The sequence below is a fragment of the Paenibacillus sp. FSL R5-0378 genome (assembly GCF_038009285.1).
Lineage (GTDB): Bacteria > Bacillota > Bacilli > Paenibacillales > Paenibacillaceae > Paenibacillus_AQ > Paenibacillus_AQ favisporus.
Genome location: NZ_JBBPAY010000001.1, coordinates 6,016,145 through 6,033,850, shown reverse-complemented (window position 1 = coordinate 6,033,850; position 17,706 = coordinate 6,016,145). Strand labels below are relative to the sequence as shown.

Genomic DNA, 17,706 nt, shown 5'->3' with positions numbered 1-17,706 from the left:
AACAATGATACAATCATTTATACAAACACAAAGAGAGAGGCGAAGTGATCATGACAGCAAACGATCGCATGCTGGTGTTCGTCGGTTCATATGCCGAAGCGGCATCCGACGGAATCTACGTATACGAATTGAATGAAGGGAAAGGCGAGCTGACGCTGCTCGACAAGGTGGACGGCAACAAAAATCCGACGTTCCTGAACGTGGATCAGGCGGGAAACCTGCTGTACGCGATCGGCGAAACGGCAGACGAAGACGGAACGAAGACGAGCGAGGCCGCAGCTTATACGATCGATCCGGAAACAGGCAAGCTGACCGAAGCCAGCCGGGCGTACGGACTGAACGGTCCGGCATGCCACATTCAGCGGAGCGCAAACAACAAATATTTGACGCTGACCAGCTATCATAAAGGCACGATCAGCCTGGTGGAGCTTGCCGCCGGCGGCAAGGTGGGAAGCGTGCTGGATATCCAGCAGCATGTCGGACAAGGCGACTACAGCGGAGTGGCTCCGCATCTGCATTCCTCGTTCTACAGCCCGGATCAGCGCTTTTTGCTTGCGTGCGACCTTGGTCTGGATCTCATCCGTACATACCGGATCGACAAAGCCGAAGGCAAGCTCGTGCCCGTGAGCGACGCCCGGGTGGAGAAAGGCGCCGGACCGCGCCATCTGACTTTCCATCCGAACGGAAAATTCGCGTATGTCATCAATGAATTGAATTCGACGGTTACAGCCTTTCAATACGATGCGGAACACGGAACGCTCGAGACGCTGGAAACCGTGCCGACGCTGCCTGCCGAGTGGACGGGGAATAACGGCTGCGCGGAAATTACGATTTCTGCCGACGGCCGGTTCCTGTACGGCTCCAACCGCGGTCACGACAGCATTGTCGTCTATGCGGTCGATCCGGAATCCGGCAAGCTGACAACGGTGCAGCACGTGTCGACGGAAGGCCAGCACCCGCGCCATTTTTCCATCGTTCCCGGCGGTAAGCATGTGATCGCGGCCAATCGGGATACGAATAACCTGACGCTCTTCACCGTAGACCAGGATACCGGCAAATTAACGTATACAGGCCATTCGGTCGAAGTGTCCAAACCGGTCTGCGTGTGGGCTGTCCGCTTCTAAAACGATATTCCCCTGAAGATCCGGCGGGCTTTCGATGCCCGGCTGATCAAAGATCTTTACGAAACCGGACACCGGATGCACGATCCGGACTCATCAATCGGGGAAACGGATGGTACAATAGAGATAGCCAGTAAGAAAGGATGGATGCGTGTGGAAGAGACCATGGAAGAATCCGTCAAGCACGAGTCTTGCGGAACAGGCGAACGGAAGAGCCACCATTCCCCCAAAACGAAAAACAACCTGATCAGCCGCTTGAACCGGATCGAGGGGCAGATCCGCGGCATTAAAGGCTTAATCGAAAAGGATACGTACTGCGACGACGTGCTGAACCAGATTTCGTCGGTCCAATCCGCTTTGAACGGGGTCAGCAAGCTTCTGCTCGAGCATCATATGAAGAGCTGCCTGATCGAACGCATTCAGGACGGGGAGAATGAAGTAATCGACGAGCTGCTCATAACGATTAATAAATTGATGAAATAATCGAATACGGCTCGGATGATCAAAGGATTCGAAAGAATCCTTTTTTTGTAGGCAAAAATATAGATTAGGGGGGTATAGTAAAATAATGGTTGACTAATTATAGGGTAGGGGGGTGTACTTCATTACAAGGAGATGGTGATCGATGATTCGGGCTCATGCCAATACCATCTTCCAACTAAAACGATCCGAGGAGAGATGATATATGAACCAAGTTACATTACAGGTTAACGGCATGTCCTGCATGCACTGTGTCAATTCCATCGAAGGCTCGATGAAGGCGCTGGGTGCGGACGCCAAGGTCAACTTGGCCGACGGGACAGTCACGGTTGCGTATGACAGCGGCAAGCTGTCGCTTCAATCCATTAAGGAAGCCATTGAAGATCAAGGCTATGAGGTCGCCTAACGAATAAATGAAACGGGGTGTCGTTGCAATGGAAACTTACGGTAGGGAGCAGGAGCAAGCGTCTTTGCAGATCACAGGCATGACTTGTGCCGCATGTGCCAACCGGATTGAGAAGGGGCTGAAAAAGCTGGATGGCGTGTCTGAGGCCAACGTGAATTTTGCGATGGAGCGCGCCACGGTTACGTATGACCCGGACCGGACCAGCATGGATCATATGGAGGAAGCCGTCAAGAAGCTGGGGTACGATACGGCCAAAGAAGTGGTCGATCTGGATATTACCGGGATGTACTGCGCGGCCTGTGCGGTCAAAATTGAAAAAACGCTCAACAAGATGCCTGGGGTAAAGAGCGCCAACGTCAATTTTGCGATGGAGACGGCCAGAGTGGAATTTAACCCGCTGGAAGTCAACGCGGGCGACATGGAGAAGCGGATCGACAAGCTGGGATACAAGGCGACTCCCAAGCGGGAACAGACCGCTGATCCGGCAGAGCAGCGCAGCCGGGTAATCACGCAGCAGAAGCGCAAGCTGCTGATCTCCGCTCTCCTGTCTCTGCCGCTGCTGTGGTCCATGGTCAGCCACTTCTCCTTCCTGTCCTGGATCTGGATGCCGGAGTTGTTCATGAACCCGTGGTTCCAGCTCGCACTCGCCACCCCGGTACAGTTTTATATCGGAAGGCAGTTCTATAAAGGGGCGTTCAACGCCCTCCGCAACAAAAGCGCCAATATGGACGTTCTGGTCAGCCTGGGCACATCGGCCGCTTACTTTTACAGCCTGTATCTAACCATCGAGTGGGCTGCCGGAGGCGGAAGCCTTCATCACGGCCCGGAAATGTATTATGAAACAAGCGCCGTGCTGATTACGCTGGTCATTATGGGTAAGCTGTTCGAGCTGCTCGCGAAAGGACGGACGTCCGAAGCGATCAAAACGCTGATGGGGCTGCAGGCGAAGAATGCCGTCGTTATCAGAAACGGTGAAGAGCTCACCGTTCCGGTCGAAGAGGTTCTGGCCGGGGACATCGTCCTTGTAAAGCCGGGCGAAAAAATTCCGGTCGACGGACTCGTGCTCGAAGGGGCGTCGGCCGTCAACGAATCGATGCTGACCGGCGAGAGCATACCGGTTGAGAAAAAGGCCGGGGATTCCGTATTCGGAGCGACCGTCAACAAAAACGGGCGGCTGAAAATTCAGGCGACGAAGGTCGGCCGGGAAACGGCCCTCGCGCAAATTATCAAAGTGGTGGAGGAAGCGCAGGGCTCGAAGGCGCCGATCCAGCGGGTGGCGGACGTCATCTCCGGCATCTTCGTCCCGATCGTGGTCGGCATTGCCCTCCTGACGTTCGTCGTCTGGTACTTCTGGGTTTCCCCGTACGACTTTGCCAGTGCGCTGGAGAAGGCGATTGCGGTTCTGGTTATCGCCTGCCCGTGTGCCCTCGGACTCGCGACACCGACGTCGATCATGGCCGGGTCGGGCCGCGCCGCCGAGCTGGGCGTCCTGTTTAAGGGCGGCGAGTATCTGGAGTCGACGCACCATATCAATACGGTCATCCTGGACAAAACGGGCACGGTCACGAAAGGGAAGCCGGAGCTGACCGATGTGCTCACTGTATCAATGGATGAGCGCGAGTTTCTGCGGCTGGCCGGCTCGGCGGAGAAGCCTTCGGAGCATCCGCTCGCTGAGGCCATCATAGACGGCATCAAGGCCCGCGGCATTGCGCTTACCGAAGCCGGGGAATTCGAGGCGATCCCGGGTTACGGCATCCGGGCCGTCGTGGACGGCCGTGAGGTGCTCGCCGGAACCCGCAAGCTGATGGAGAAGCATGGCATCCTTGCCCGGGATGCCGAGAGCAGCATGACGAAGCTGGAGGAAGAGGGCAAAACGGCGATGCTCGTCGCAGTAGACGGTCGGTACACCGGACTGATCGCCGTTGCGGATACGATCAAGGAAAGCTCCAAGGCGGCGGTCGGCCGGTTGAAAGGCTTAGGCATTCAAGTGGTCATGATCACCGGGGACAATGAACGTACCGCCCAAGCGATCGCCCGGCAGGCGGGCATTAACGAGGTGCTTGCGGAGGTTCTGCCGGAAGGGAAAGCCGCCGAAGTTAAAAAGCTGCAGTCGCTTGGCAAAAAAGTGGCGATGGTCGGCGACGGCATCAACGATGCACCGGCCTTGGCGCAAGCCGATATCGGCATGGCCATCGGAACAGGGACGGACGTCGCCATGGAAGCGGCGGATGTGACGCTGATGCGAGGTGATTTGAACAGCATTGCCGATTCCATCGAAATGAGCCGGAAAACGATGCGCAATATCCGCCAAAACCTGTTCTGGGCGCTTGGCTACAACACGCTGGGCATTCCGGTCGCGGCCCTCGGACTGCTCGCTCCCTGGATTGCAGGGGCAGCGATGGCGCTGAGCTCGGTCTCGGTTGTCCTGAACGCACTCAGACTGCAGCGGATGAAACTGCAGATGAACCCGAAAGGAGAGCGGGCTGCATGAAACGTTCATTGGGACTCGCCGCACTGCTCGGACTCGCGGTGCTGACCGCCTGCGAGTCCGAAACAAAAGCGATAAAAGGAGATGGAGAACAAATGAACATGTCACATGATCATCACTCGGCCCATGGGCCGGCAAAGACGAACGGCGCAGAGGGCAGTACGCATAACCACGGCGGCGGCCAAACAGGAGAGCTTCAGGAAAAGGACGTGAACGTAAGTTGGACGTACGCAGATGGCCAAGCGCCGGAAGCCGGTGTAGATACGAAGATCACCATGGCATTTACGCATGACGGCAAGGCGATTGAATCCTTCGAAACGACGCATGAACAAAAAGAGCATCTCATTATCGTCAGCAAAGATCTGTCATACTTTCACCATATTCATCCGGAGTACCAGGGAGGAGGCGTGTTTGAAGTGAACAACCGCTTCCCCGCAGGCGGAGATTACAAGCTGATCGCCGACTTTGTTCCGGAAGGCGGAGGCGCGATGAATAAATCGGCGTGGCTTCAGGTGAAGGGTGCACCGCTGCCGGCTGCTCCCGTGAAGCCGGACGGGGAGCGGGTCAAAACGGTGGACGGACTGCGGGTGACCCTGGATTTTGACCGGCTTGCGGCAGGGCAGGAGCTGATGCTCACGTACACGATCGAGGATGCCGAGACCGGCGCACCGGTCACCGACCTGCAGCCGTACCTGGGCGCCGTCGGACACGTGGTCATTCTGTCCGAGGATGCGGAGCAGTACCTGCACGTCCACCCGATGGATGAAAAAGGCTCCGGGCCAAAGGCCGAGTTTATGACGACCTTTCCGCACGCCGGCATCTATAAAATATGGGGGCAATTCCAGCGTGACGGACGCGTCATTACCGTTCCCTTCGTCGTGAACGTGCCGTAATCTGCTGCCGACTGTCACCAGGTACCAGGTATATTCATCGAAGCGATAAGGAGTGAGGAAGGTTGGGTCAGCGCAAATTTGCGGTTACCCCCGGCTTCGGGGTCGGGGGAACCGTGTTCTCCCCGAAACAGCTTGCAGCGATCGGCGGCATGGCCGACAGAGTCGTCAACGTGGAAATGACCGGCTTCAAACAGCTGTACGTGACGGCAGAAGAAGAACGTCTCGCAGAGGTTCAGGAGGAACTCAGGGCCGCCGGGCTTCAAATTCACCCGGCGGGCTTTGTGACTAAGAGCCTGATCGCCTGCCAATTTTGCCGCGGAGCGGAAGAGGCCGGTTTGGATGTGGCGAGAGCTCTGGATCTGGCGATCGCGGGCATAGCGGTACCGAGTCCGCTGAGGATCGGGTACGCCGGCTGCGCACTCGGAACGAGCGAACCGCTGCTGAAGGATATCGCCGTTGTCAAGATGAAAGACAGCTACGATCTCTATGTCGGAGGTGAGCCGAAAGGGATCAAGGCCGAATTGGCCAAGCTGCTCTTGACGGGGCTTCAGGCGGAACAGCTGATTCCGGCCGTCACTCGGCTCATTGCCCAGTTTCAGGAGCATGGAAAAAGGAAGGAGTCCTACCGCCGTTTTGTCCAGCGGTTTACCCTCGAGAAGCTGCGCGAAGCCGCAGAGGACGCCGCCGGGGACACATCCTCGCAAGCAATGCAGGCCTAAAACGGCAGGATTTTCTTTTATACGTACAGGCACAGATGGGCCTTCGCCCACATAGAATGAACAGACCGCAGCCTAACAGCAGGAAGCAGCAGCCATGTTTTCGCGGTGCCCAGTCATTCAGCAGGAGGTGTCATCTTTGCCCGGACTTTTCAGCTTTATCGCCCTTTTCATTAAAGAATTAACGCTGCTGGTATCGTACGTCAAAAACAACGCCTTTCCGCAGCCGCTGACAGAGAAAGAGGAAAGTAAGTACCTTCAATTGATGGCGGAAGGAGACGCCCACGCCCGCAATATGCTGATCGAGCATAATCTGCGGCTGGTGGCGCACATTGTGAAAAAATTCGATAATACCGGCGAGGATCTGGAGGATCTGATCTCGATCGGTACCATCGGGCTCATCAAAGCTATTGAGAGCTTTCAGGCAAATAAAGGCACGAAGCTGGCCACGTTCGCAGCCCGCTGCATCGAAAATGAGATCCTGATGCATTTGCGTTCCTTGAAGAAAACGAGGAAGGACGTTTCCCTGCACGATCCGATCGGAACGGATAAAGAGGGAAATGAAATCACGTTGATTGATATTTTGGGCAGTGAGGCGGACGACGTGGCCGACATGGTCCAGCTCAAGATCGAGAAGAGCAAAATTTACCGGAACTTGGACATTCTCGATGAGCGCGAGCAGGAGGTCATCAAAGGCCGCTTCGGCCTGGAGCACGGCGGAGAAGAGCGGACACAGCGCGAAATCGCCAGGGAGCTCGGCATCAGCCGCAGCTACGTGTCGCGGATCGAGAAGCGTGCCCTGATGAAGCTGTACCATGAATTTTATAAATCCAAGCAATAGCTTGCAGCGCAGGAAACACCGATACTTTTGTCTAATTGACATAGGAAGCAGTGAGTTTGAGAAGATAAAGTAATGATTGATAGTCCGAAGGTTCGTGGCGTTTAACGTCACGGGCCTTTTTCTTTTTCTCGCCGATGGTCTTTGATGACTCCCATAATCCAGTATCAAAAAGTATCCTACCTTACAAAAATGATCGGACCATACAAAAAAGTGCGTACTATTCAGGCGTAGAGGAACTTGATAATCTTACCTATAGAACGATCGATCCAGATTTCGCCGAGCGGTGCGGTCGTTTAAATCACAGGTGAGGTGCGAAGGTATGCAGAAATATTAGCTTACTTTGAAAGATAAGAACGGCACTGTCCATAGAGATAGAGTAGGAGGGGATTTATATTGACTAGACAACATAAGCTTCTGACTTTGAATTTATTTTTATTGACTTTTGTCTTGGGAACCAGTGAATTTGTGATGGTCGGGTTGTTAACCGAAGTGGCCACGGACATGAAGATCGCCATATCGATCGCAGGTTCCTTGGTGTCGGCCTTTGCCCTGTCTTTTGCCATCGGTACCCCGATCTTCACGGCGTTATTCAGCCGATTCTCCAAGCGCCCGCTCATCCTTGCTCTGATCGGCGTATTTATTATCGGGAATATGATCACGGCGATATCCGGATCCTATGGTTTGCTTCTGTTTTCCAGAGTGATCACCGCCGTGGTTACTGGCGTCCTGATTGCACTTGCGATGGCTGTGGCCAGCGAAACGCTGCCACCGGAAAAGAGAGGGCCTGTGATCTCTATCATCTTTACGGGTTTCACTGTGGCCAGCGTTCTTGGCGTCCCCCTTGGCACATTCATCGGGCAATGGGGCGGGTGGCATATGTCTTATTGGTTTACGACGCTATTGGGGATTGTTTCACTGATAGCAAGCTCTGCAACGATCCCGAGGGGACTGAAGGGGGCGCGGAGTTCACTCAAAAACCAACTTCGATTATTTACCTATCCCAGAATTGTGCTTGCCTTCTTTATTCCAGCATTTAGCATAGCGGCAACCTATAGCGTCTATACGTATTTAGCTCCTATGCTGCAGGATGTGCTTTTTGTGCCGGCACGGTATATTAGCCTAGTCTTTTTGCTTTATGGTATCGTGTCCATCTTTAGTACCTTAATCGGGGGGAAGCTGGCTGCCGGTGGCGGGATGGGAAAAATTCGCTATATCTTCCTGGCCCAGGCTGTCATTCTCGCGTCGCTTTATGTATCTTCCGGCTCGCTTGCCGGGGGGCTCGTCAGCATCTCATTGATCGCCCTCGCTGTGTACCTTATGAACTCGACGATGCAGCTGTATTTCATGGATTGGGCCGATCGGCACGTTCCCGAGGCCAAAGACTTGGCTTCCTCCTTAACTTCCGTATCCATCAATGTCGGGATCGCGATGGGATCCGCTTTGGGAGGTGTCGTCACGAAGAATATGGAGCTCATTGATCTTTCCTGGTCCGGGGGAATGATGGCTGTTTTAGCATCCTTATTGGCTTGGATGACCTATCGTTTAGATCGGGGAGCCCGCAGCGTATCTAGAGAGAAGAATGGGCTGCGCACCAATACGAAGGAAGTTGGTGATCACGGAATATAAGAAGAAGAGGTACCCTTCCAGGGTACCTCTTTTTTCCACATTCGAAGCGGCTGTTCAGGCATGCTTTGGGCTGGTATAGGATACTTCATCGGGATAACTTTCGATATAGGCAGTGCCAAAATCGCATAACATCGTGAGCATGGGAGCAAATTGTTCGCCCAGCTTGGACAAGCCGTATTCCACTTTTGGTGGCGAAACCGGGTAAACCTTGCGAATAATGAGTCCGTCGTTTTCCAGCATCCGCAGCTGCATCGTGAGCATGCGTTGGGTCGCTTCGGGAAGCAGCCGCTGCAGCTGATTAAACCGTACCGGACCATTGGCTAATTCGTTTAATATGGATATCTTCCATTTACCGCTAACTAAGCTTAGTATAATTTCCGAGGTACAGCGATATGTTTTGTCTCTAAAGGTTATCATCTGTCGACACATCCCCTACAGAAGAATAGAAAAACCATGGGTTTTCCAGTTCAGTCAAATTATAGATCAGTCATTCCATATATTATGTTGAACCATGCCCCTTGTCAAGAACTTCTGGATCGACTAGTACATAATTAATGAAGGAAGCCCCTGCAGCCGAAAAAAGGCCTCTCTTACCGTCTGAAGTTCATTCTTCAGAGCGGAAAGAGGGGCCTTTTGCGCTGCGACTACACCTGCCAGATGCTGGACTGGCGGAAGATCGGTTCATACGGCAGCACGATTTTGACCGGCAGTGGGAAGGGATCCCCGGTGATCTGCAGGATCGTTCGCGCGGCCATGACGCCGATTTCGAACGTCGGAATATGAATGGTGGAGAGCGGAGGAACGGTATAGCGTGACGGTTCGTTGTCGTCGAAGCCGACGACGGCGAAGTCCTGGGGCATGCGGTAGCCTTTCTCGGATATGGCCCGCATGGCGGCCATCGCCATGATGTCACTGGCCGCGAAGACCGCCGTCGGGAGCTTACCCTGATGCTCCTCCAAAAAGGTCAGCATGAGTCGGTAGGCCCGGTCGGGCTCCCATTCGGCATTCAGCACATACTCCGGCTGAACCGGCAAGCCGGCCTGCTCCAGAGCCTGCTTGTACCCCCGGTACCTTTTCTCCCGGTCGAATTGGCCGGACAAGCCCGTACCTCCGATAAACATAATCTCGCGGTGGCCCTGTCCGGTCAAATGCTTGACGGCAATCGACGCCGCTTCGACGCGGTCGTACGAAATGGTCGGGATGCTCGGGTCGGAAACGTCGATTCCGACGACATGCGGAACGTGTTTTTTGAGATAGCTGTATAATTTGGGCTCAATGCCCTCGATCACGATTAAACCGTCGATTGAATCTTTGCCGGAGATTTGCTGCGAAATTTCATTTTTTTGCAAATCTTCTTGCGTGTAGGTAAAAGCGATCTGGTATCCGTGACGGGCCAGTTCCTTCTCAATCCCTTCAAAAATAACCGAAAAATAGGGATGGTAGCGCCGTCCCTGCATGGTGGATACGACGCATCCGATTTTTTTGACTGCGGCCTGGTCCTGGGGCGGCACCTTCGCCATGTATCCGAGCTCCTGCGCCGCGTCCCAGATCTTCCTTTTGGTCCCGCTGCTTGAGGAGCGATTCGAATCGTCGGCCAGTACGCGGGAAACGGTCGATATGGAGACGCCGACGCGTTCGGCAATATCTTTTAATGTGGGCATGTCATGACCTGCCTTTAATGTCAGATGAGGATTCTGCAAAACCTGTCGTTTGGATTGCTTACTCTATATGTTAAGTAAAATAAAATCACAGGTCAACTGAAAAACGGTGATAATGTTTTGCAAATTATAATAAAATTATTGCAAAATAGTTGCAAAAATTGATTGACTAACTTTTTCATCAGAGGTATGATTTTCATGAGATTGAGGTGATATAAGCAAAAAAATAAAGGGAAAGGGGTTATGTCATTGCGATATTTCAAAAGTTTCTCTGTTTTTGCTCTAATTTGCGTGTTATTTTTGCTGATTGGTTGCGCAAAGAATGATGGTTCTGATGCTTCCGCTACCTCTGCCGGTTCAACAGGCAAAACCAAACTTGTGTTTTGGAGTCATCAGGAAGATGCCATTATGAACGCTTATAAAGCGCTGATCGCCAAGTATCAATCTTTGCATCCCGACATTGAGATCGACTACCAGACTTTCCCTTACGACGTGTACAATCAGAAGCTCAAGGCATCCTTCTCCGCCAAAAATCCGCCCGATATCGCAGAAATGTTCGGTACCTGGGTACCGGAATATTCGAGAAACGGGGCGCTTGTGGAGATCCCGGAGGCCGAGCAGCTGCGGAAGGAGTATTACGAAGCCCCGCTCGGAGGGTACACGTTGAACGACAAGCTGTATGGACTGCCGCTCGAATTTAACATCGAGAACGGCGGAATGCTGATTCACCCGCAAATGCTGAAGGATCAGGGCATCGCGAGCCCTCCGGCTACATGGGACGAACTGGTTGAAGACGCCAAGAAACTGACGGTGCGGGACGCAAACGGCATCAAGGTGAAGGGATTCGATTTCGTCTCCAGCGACAATATTACCTTCACGTTCCTTTCCTTGATTCTGCAGCAAAACGGCAAGTATTGGGGCGATAATGACCATGTGGACTTTCAAACCCCTGAAGCACAAAAGGCGATGACCGCCTTAACCTCTTTGATCGCCACCGATAAAGTGGCGGACCTCATCACGTTTGGCGGTGAACTTGACACCTCAGACTACTTCTTTCAAGGCAGCTCGGCAATGACCTACCGGGGTCCATGGACGATTGCTGCAGGGCTGAATACATACAAGGTGAAAGACTTTGAGTATGTGCCCGTTCCTTCCTTTACGGCAAATCCGCCTTCATATGCGGCCGAATCAGGCTGGGGGCTCGTAGCTTCCCAGAAGGGCAAGCATCAGGATGCGGCCGTCGATTTTATCAAATTCATGTCATCCGACGATAATCTGCTCGAGTGGAACCAGGGAACGTTTACGGTTCCGGCCAAAAAAGCGGTGGCGCAAAATCCCGATTACGTCAAAGCGAATCCTTACATGAAAACATCGCTGGATATTTTGGAGCTGGGTCAGTGGATCGGGCCCATTGCCGACCGGGACTTTTTCTTTAAAACGATCAATGATCATTTCCAATTGATGGCGACCGGCCAGGAATCGGTGGAAAGCGGTCTGCAGCAGATTGAAAAAACCATCAACGACAGTCAGGATCAACATAAATGATCGGAGTGGTGTTTCCATGAAGCATGATGCTGCAGCAAGCAGCAGTCCAGGGATCGTCCCCGGTACCCCGAACCGCAGAGGGGAGAAAGGAAGGGGCCGCTGGTTCATCTATTTATCGCTGGCGCCGATCCTGCTGCTATTTGGTGTATTCGCTTTCATTCCTATTGGATGGAGCTTGGGACTTTCGGTATTTAAGTATAATCCGCTCAGCGCAAGCGCGCTGTTCGTCGGGGCGGACAATTATATCCGCATGCTGGGCGATTCCATTTTTATCAAGTCGCTTTGGGTCACCTTTAAGTTCGTCGTCATTGCCGTTGCGGTCAACATCCTTATCACCTTGATGTTTGCCGTCGCGATCCAGCGGATCCGTACGGGGTGGCTGCGGAACCTGATGCGAACCGTCTTTTTTCTGCCGACGATCGCGCCGCTGGCGGGAACGGCGATCGTATGGAGCACGATGTTCAATTACAATCACGGATTGTTTAATATCGTGCTGACCCAGCTCCACATGGCTCCCGTGCAGTGGCTGAGCGATCCTCATTATGCGCTGTACTCGGTAATTCTGATGACGCTGTGGGCTGATATCGGGTATAACATCGTGCTCTTTATCGCCGGTCTGGATTCCATTCCGGATATGTATTATGAAGCGGCCATTCTGGACGGGGCGAGCCGCTGGCATTCGTTCTGGCATGTGACGCTGCCGCTGCTCCGGCGCACGATGCTGTTTGTTTCGGTGACGACGGTCGTCTCCTATTTCCAGGCTTTCGCCCAGTTCCAGATCATGACCAAGGGTGAGCCGTTTAACGAGACCCGGGTGCTGGCGCTCCATATTTATGAGCAGGCGTTCTCCAATTCCAACATGGGATATGCGTCCGCGATGGCCACGGTGTTTCTGATCATTATTTTAGTGGTGACCCTGCTGCAGCTGAAGTTGGGGCGCACCGAGTGGGAGTACTGACAAGGGGGACTTTCGATGCACCGGAGGAATAGATGGTTCGACGGCATCGTCATGCTCGTGCTGATCGCAGCCGGATGCCTGATGCTGCTGCCGTATTTGTGGATGGTTTTGTCTTCTTTAAAAAGCAACATGGAAATCGTGTCCGGCTCGCATGCGCTTCTGCCGCAGCATCCCAGCCTGGAGGGGTACCGGACCGTCCTTGAAGACGCACCGTTCGGAAGGTGGTTTTTGAACAGCGCGATGACGTCGGTTGTCATTACGGCCGCGACGTTATTTACGAGCGCCCTGGCGGGATACATTTTCGCCAAGCATCAATTCAAGGGGCAGAAGCTGCTGTTCATCCTGATCTTGGCTACGATGATGATTCCGTTTCAGGTGGTCATGATTCCGACGTATTTAATTACGGCCAAACTGGGGCTGGTCAATCATTTGCTGGCGATTATCCTCCCCAATCTGGTCAGCTCCTACGGAGTGTTTCTGGCAAAGCAGTTTATCGAGGACATTCCCCAGGATCTGCTCGATGCCGCAAGGATCGACGGGGCGGGCGAGCTGCGGCTGATGGTCCGGATCATTGCGCCTCTGATTCTGCCGATGCTGTCGGCGCTTGGCATTTTTACGTTCATGAATGCCTGGAACAACTATTTATGGCCGCTCATTATTTTGAACGACGAGAGCAAAATGACCGTGCCGCTCGCCCTTGTTTATTTTAACGGAACCCATATGGTCAACTATAACGTCGTCATGTCGGCGGCTGTGCTCATCACCCTGCCGGTCATTGTGGTGTTCCTGATTTTCCAGAAGCAGTTTATTAAAGGACTTACGATGACAGGCATGAAATAAAAAGAGAAGAGACCATGAGGAGGAGAAACTGCATGACTAAAATATCGATTATCGGCGCAGGCAGCGCCTTTACGCAGGACATCGCTACGGACATTTTACTGATTGAAGGCATTGAGGGCGGTACGATCGCTTTGGTGGATATCGACGCGGAGCGGCTGGAGATCGCCCGCAAGCTGGTCGAGAAAATCATTGAGCTGTCCGGCAAGCGATGGAACGTTATCGCTTCGACCGATCGCAGGGAGGTCATCGGGGGCTCGCAGTTCGTCATCAACCAAATCGAAGTGGGCGGGCTGCAAACGGTCCGCTATGAGTACGAGATTCCTCTGAAATACGGGGTCAATCAATGCATCGGCGATACGCTGGGGCCGGGCGGACTGTTTAAAACGCTGCGCACGCTTCCGAGCTGGATGGACATCATCCGCGATGTGGAGGATTTGTGCCCGGATTCGACCATTCTGAACTATACGAATCCGATGTCGGCGGTGACCCTGCTGACGTCGCGGGTGACCTCCATTCCGGTCGTCGGCCTGTGCCATTCCATCCAGAATACGTCCCGGCAGTTAGCCAAATACGCCGGCGTACCTTACGAAGACATGCAGTGGAGGGCCGGAGGAATCAACCATATGTCCTGGTTTGTGGAGCTGACCCACGAGGGAAAAGATCTGTATCCTGTGCTTCGGGACAAGATCCAGAATCCCGACCTGCTGAAAAAGGACCCTGTGCGCTTTGACGCCATGAAGTACCTGGGCGCTTTTGTCTCGGAGTCCAGCGGGCACTTTTCAGAGTACATTCCGTACTACCGCAAACGGCAGTCCTTAATCGACAAGCACTGCAGCACCGGGTATAATGGCGCGACAGGCTACTATGCGGATAACTGGCCGATCTGGCGCAAGGAAAACGACGAAAAAATCGTCAAGCAGCTGGAAGGCTCGCTCCCGATCGAGCTTGCGCCAAGCAATGAATACGCGGCTATCATTATTGAAGCGATGCTGAAAAATGAACCGAAGGTGATTTACGGAAACGTGCCGAACGAAGGGCTGATTCACAATCTTCCCGGGGACGGGATCGTCGAAGTAGCCTGCATGGTCGACCGTAATGGCGTCAATCCATGCCGTTTCGGCAGCCTGCCTGAGCATCTGGCCGCGCTGTGCCGGTCCAACATGGCGTTCTTTGACCTGGCCGTCGGCGCTGTGCTGAATAACGACAAGGAAATGGCCCGCCATGCTCTGATGGTCGACCCGCTGTCCGCCGCTGTCTGTTCGCTGGATGAGATCAGCGGCATGTTCGAGGAGCTGTATGAAGCGGAGCGCGACTTCATACCGGTGCTGAAATGATGAGAGGGGACAAGAATAAACCGATTGTCGTTGTGGCCGGCGAGCTGAACGTGGATATCATTATTTCAGGAACGGACGTGATCCCGGAATGGAACCGGGAGAAAATCGTCGACGGTTTTGACGTCGTTCTCGGCTCCTCATCGGCGATTACCGCGAGCGCGCTGTCCAGCCTCGGCCTGGACGTGCGGTTCGTCAGCGTGGTGGGGGCGGATGACTTCGGCCGCTTCTGCCTGGGCGAGCTGCAGCGGCTGGGGGTGAACACCGATCATGTAGCGGTGCTGCCGGAGATCACAACGGGGGTTACCCTCTCGTTTACGACGCCTTCCGACCGCGGTTTGATCACGTATCCCGGAAGTATTCCGCTGTTGACGCCCGGCTATATTCCCGATGCTTTGATTCAGGAGGCGGATCATTTGCATTTTGGCTCCTACTATTTGCAGGACGGCATGCGGCCGCATTGGAAAGAGCTGTTCGGGAAGGCGCAGGACTTAGGGGTGAGCACATCTTTTGATACCGGATGGGATGTCCGTGGCCGGTGGGATGCTGCCGGGATCCGCGCACTGCTGGCCGTTACAGATTTGTTTATCCCCAGCGAGGAGGAGGCGCTGCATATTTTTGAGCGGGACAGCGTAGAAACGGTATTCGGCCAATTGGCGGCCGTTCCCGGTCTGATCGCCGTCAAACAAGGCTCAAAGGGTGCATCGCTCCGGTCTCCTGATGGTTCTGTCGTGTCGGCGCCCCCTTATCCGGTTACCCCCGCAGACACGACAGGAGCGGGGGATTGCTTCAATGCCGGCTTGATTTGCGGTTTCCTCCAAGGCTTGACCGGCAGAGAGCTGCTTGAGTACGCCAATGCCTGCGGCGCGTTATCCACGCTGGGCGTGGGGGGGACCGGCCATTTGCCGACAGCAGCGGCGGTATCGGCCCTGCAGGGAAGGCGGCAGCTCCAGTAAGCGCCTCGGCGGTGGAAGCTCAGGCAAAGGTTCATGAGAGTCCGGGCAAAGGGGGTGATCGACACATTACATAGCAAGTCTAAATCGGATTTTTTCATTTCAGTTCAAACTTTAATCATGGGAGTTGATATTTCGTGAAATTCGGTAAAACACTGATTGCAGGTATCAGTCTGGCTGTATTGGGGCTTGGCATCGGGTATGCGGCGTCGCAGACCGTCGAGGCTTCGGGCGCCGAGTACTACGTTGCTGTTAACGGAAGCGATTCGAATGCGGGTACGAGCGCCGCACCGTGGGCAACGCTGCAGCATGCAGCGGACACGGCCGGGCCGGGGAGCACGGTCTATGTCCGGGGCGGGGTGTATAACCAAAAGCTGAAGGTCACCAAATCCGGTTCCGCGGATCAAGGGCCGATCACCTTTGCCAATTACAGCGGCGAGACGCCGGTTATTGACGGTACGGGACTTTCCGTAAGCGGAACGGAAGGCATCGTTGACCTTGCCGACGTCAACTATGTGACCATTCAAGGTTTCGAAATTCGCAATTATACGACGACTGCTAACAACGTCATGCCCGTTGGGATTTATGTTCACGGCGCAGGCGGCAACATTACGCTGTCCAAAAACAAGATCCATGATATCAAAAACACGTCGACTCCTGCCGGCACCGACCTGCTGGGCCGGGATGCGCACGGCATCGCCGTGTACGGAACCAAGGCGCCGGAATCCATTCATGACGTGACAATCGACGGCAATGAGCTGTACAATCTGGTGCTGGGGTCCAGCGAAACGCTCGTTCTTAACGGAAATGTGGATACTTTTGCCGTGACGAACAATATCATTCACGACAACGACAACATCGGTATCGACGTGATCGGATTCGAAGGGAAGTCGCCGAACTCCGCCTACGACCAGGCACGAAACGGAATCATCAGCGGCAATAAAGTGTACAATATCACCTCCAATAACAATCCTTCCTACGGCAAAAAGCTTCCGAACAACAGCAATTCGGCGGACGGCATTTATGTCGATGGAGGTAAGGACAGCATTATCGAGCGAAACTACAGCTATAACAACGATATCGGGGTGGAAATCGCCTCCGAGCATGCCGGCAAGGCGACCAGCAACATTACGATCCGCAGCAACTTCATTTACAACAACCGTTTGACGGGTATCGCCATGGGCGGATACGACACAGATCGCGGCTCGACGGTAGGCTGCCACATCGTCAACAATACGCTGTACAAAAATGACACCATTGGCGACGGCAGCGGTCAGCTCTACGTGCAGTATGACACCCAGAACAACGTCATCCGTAACAACATTTTTGTGGCCAGTTCTACCGATGTGCTCATTTATAATGAATACACGAAAAATTCCGGCAACGTCGTGGATTACAATCTGTACTTCGCTCCCGGCGGAAGTTCGGATGCCAGCTGGACCTGGAAAAACAAAGAATACACCGGCTTTGCCGCTTATAAAAATGGAACGGGCAATGATGCCCATTCCGTCTTCGCCGATCCACTCCTTGTGAACGCCGCTGCCGGCGATTTACATCTGAAGGCAGGGTCTCCTGCCATTGATAAGGGCTTGACGAATTCGGACATCGGGTCGCTCGATATCGACGGGCAGCCCCGCGTTCAAGGGGCAAGCGTCAATATTGGCGCGGACGAATAACGTTCCTTCATCGTCACCGCTTGCCTAATTAGCAGCCTCCTTTCGCGGGGGGCTGCTTTTATTTTATGAGGAAAAGTCTAGTTCTCAGCAAAGGTTTCGCATCCGGATCTTAAAATGATTTCCCGCTTGGCGGGACTGTTGTCGAAACGGACTTGTTCACCCGGTACTGCCTGA

The 17,706-nt window shown here is 53.8% G+C and carries 16 protein-coding genes; 14 read left to right on the top strand and 2 right to left on the bottom strand.

The window, feature by feature from the left end; all coding sequences use genetic code 11:
• Positions 1–50: 50 nt before the first annotated feature.
• From MKY74_RS28035 to MKY74_RS28000, 8 genes are all read left to right on the top strand, one after another.
• Complete coding sequence (locus MKY74_RS28035; protein WP_076170137.1) at positions 51–1,124, top strand: lactonase family protein; 1,074 nt, start codon at positions 51–53, stop codon at positions 1,122–1,124.
• 162 nt (positions 1,125–1,286) lie between these two features.
• The gene (locus tag MKY74_RS28030) at positions 1,287–1,604 is read left to right on the top strand and encodes a metal-sensitive transcriptional regulator (RefSeq protein ID WP_089550326.1); all 318 of its coding nucleotides are present in this window, start codon (positions 1,287–1,289) and stop codon (positions 1,602–1,604) included.
• A gap of 202 nt (positions 1,605–1,806) precedes the next feature.
• Entirely contained in the window at positions 1,807–2,007 is a 201-nt protein-coding gene (locus MKY74_RS28025) for a cation transporter (protein ID WP_076169707.1), read from the top strand.
• Between the two features lie 28 nt (positions 2,008–2,035).
• The gene (locus MKY74_RS28020) at positions 2,036–4,498 is read left to right on the top strand and encodes a heavy metal translocating P-type ATPase (RefSeq protein WP_076169708.1); all 2,463 of its coding nucleotides are present in this window, start codon (positions 2,036–2,038) and stop codon (positions 4,496–4,498) included.
• Entirely contained in the window at positions 4,495–5,388 is an 894-nt protein-coding gene (locus tag MKY74_RS28015) for a hypothetical protein (RefSeq protein ID WP_076169709.1), read from the top strand. The genes MKY74_RS28020 and MKY74_RS28015 overlap by 4 nt, the downstream gene beginning before the upstream one ends.
• A gap of 62 nt (positions 5,389–5,450) precedes the next feature.
• Entirely contained in the window at positions 5,451–6,107 is a 657-nt protein-coding gene (locus tag MKY74_RS28010; RefSeq protein WP_076169710.1) for a nitrite reductase, read from the top strand.
• A gap of 136 nt (positions 6,108–6,243) precedes the next feature.
• Complete coding sequence (gene sigK, locus MKY74_RS28005; RefSeq protein WP_076169711.1) at positions 6,244–6,945, top strand: RNA polymerase sporulation sigma factor SigK; 702 nt, start codon at positions 6,244–6,246, stop codon at positions 6,943–6,945.
• A 393-nt stretch (positions 6,946–7,338) separates the two neighbouring features.
• The gene (locus MKY74_RS28000; protein ID WP_076169712.1) at positions 7,339–8,571 is read left to right on the top strand and encodes an MFS transporter; all 1,233 of its coding nucleotides are present in this window, start codon (positions 7,339–7,341) and stop codon (positions 8,569–8,571) included.
• A 54-nt stretch (positions 8,572–8,625) separates the two neighbouring features.
• Here the strand turns inward: MKY74_RS28000 and MKY74_RS27995 are convergent, their stop codons facing one another.
• Positions 8,626–8,988 (bottom strand): winged helix-turn-helix transcriptional regulator, encoded by a 363-nt coding sequence (locus tag MKY74_RS27995; RefSeq protein WP_076169713.1) that lies wholly within the window; start codon positions 8,986–8,988, stop codon positions 8,626–8,628.
• Between the two features lie 227 nt (positions 8,989–9,215).
• On the bottom strand, positions 9,216–10,232 hold the full coding sequence (locus MKY74_RS27990) for a LacI family DNA-binding transcriptional regulator (protein WP_076169714.1): 1,017 nt from the start codon (positions 10,230–10,232) through the stop codon (positions 9,216–9,218).
• 405 nt (positions 10,233–10,637) lie between these two features.
• Here MKY74_RS27990 and MKY74_RS27985 point away from each other — a divergent pair, with 405 nt between their 5' ends.
• The 6 genes from MKY74_RS27985 (at position 10,638) to MKY74_RS27960 (ending at position 17,532) form a co-directional block, all read left to right on the top strand.
• Positions 10,638–11,774 (top strand): ABC transporter substrate-binding protein, encoded by a 1,137-nt coding sequence (locus MKY74_RS27985; RefSeq protein WP_144025407.1) that lies wholly within the window; start codon positions 10,638–10,640, stop codon positions 11,772–11,774.
• 16 nt (positions 11,775–11,790) lie between these two features.
• Positions 11,791–12,732 (top strand): carbohydrate ABC transporter permease, encoded by a 942-nt coding sequence (locus MKY74_RS27980; protein WP_076169716.1) that lies wholly within the window; start codon positions 11,791–11,793, stop codon positions 12,730–12,732.
• Between the two features lie 15 nt (positions 12,733–12,747).
• Entirely contained in the window at positions 12,748–13,572 is an 825-nt protein-coding gene (locus tag MKY74_RS27975; RefSeq protein ID WP_076169717.1) for a carbohydrate ABC transporter permease, read from the top strand.
• 32 nt (positions 13,573–13,604) lie between these two features.
• Positions 13,605–14,906 carry an alpha-galactosidase gene (melA, locus tag MKY74_RS27970; protein ID WP_076169718.1) on the top strand — a complete coding sequence of 434 codons (1,302 nt, stop codon included), beginning with the start codon at positions 13,605–13,607 and terminating at the stop codon, positions 14,904–14,906.
• Positions 14,903–15,859, top strand: a complete 957-nt coding sequence (locus MKY74_RS27965) for a carbohydrate kinase family protein (RefSeq protein WP_076169719.1) — start codon at positions 14,903–14,905, stop codon at positions 15,857–15,859. Before melA ends, MKY74_RS27965 begins: the two co-directional genes overlap by 4 nt.
• 134 nt (positions 15,860–15,993) lie before the next feature.
• Positions 15,994–17,532 (top strand): right-handed parallel beta-helix repeat-containing protein, encoded by a 1,539-nt coding sequence (locus tag MKY74_RS27960; RefSeq protein WP_076169720.1) that lies wholly within the window; start codon positions 15,994–15,996, stop codon positions 17,530–17,532.
• The last annotated feature ends 174 nt before the right edge of the window (positions 17,533–17,706 follow it).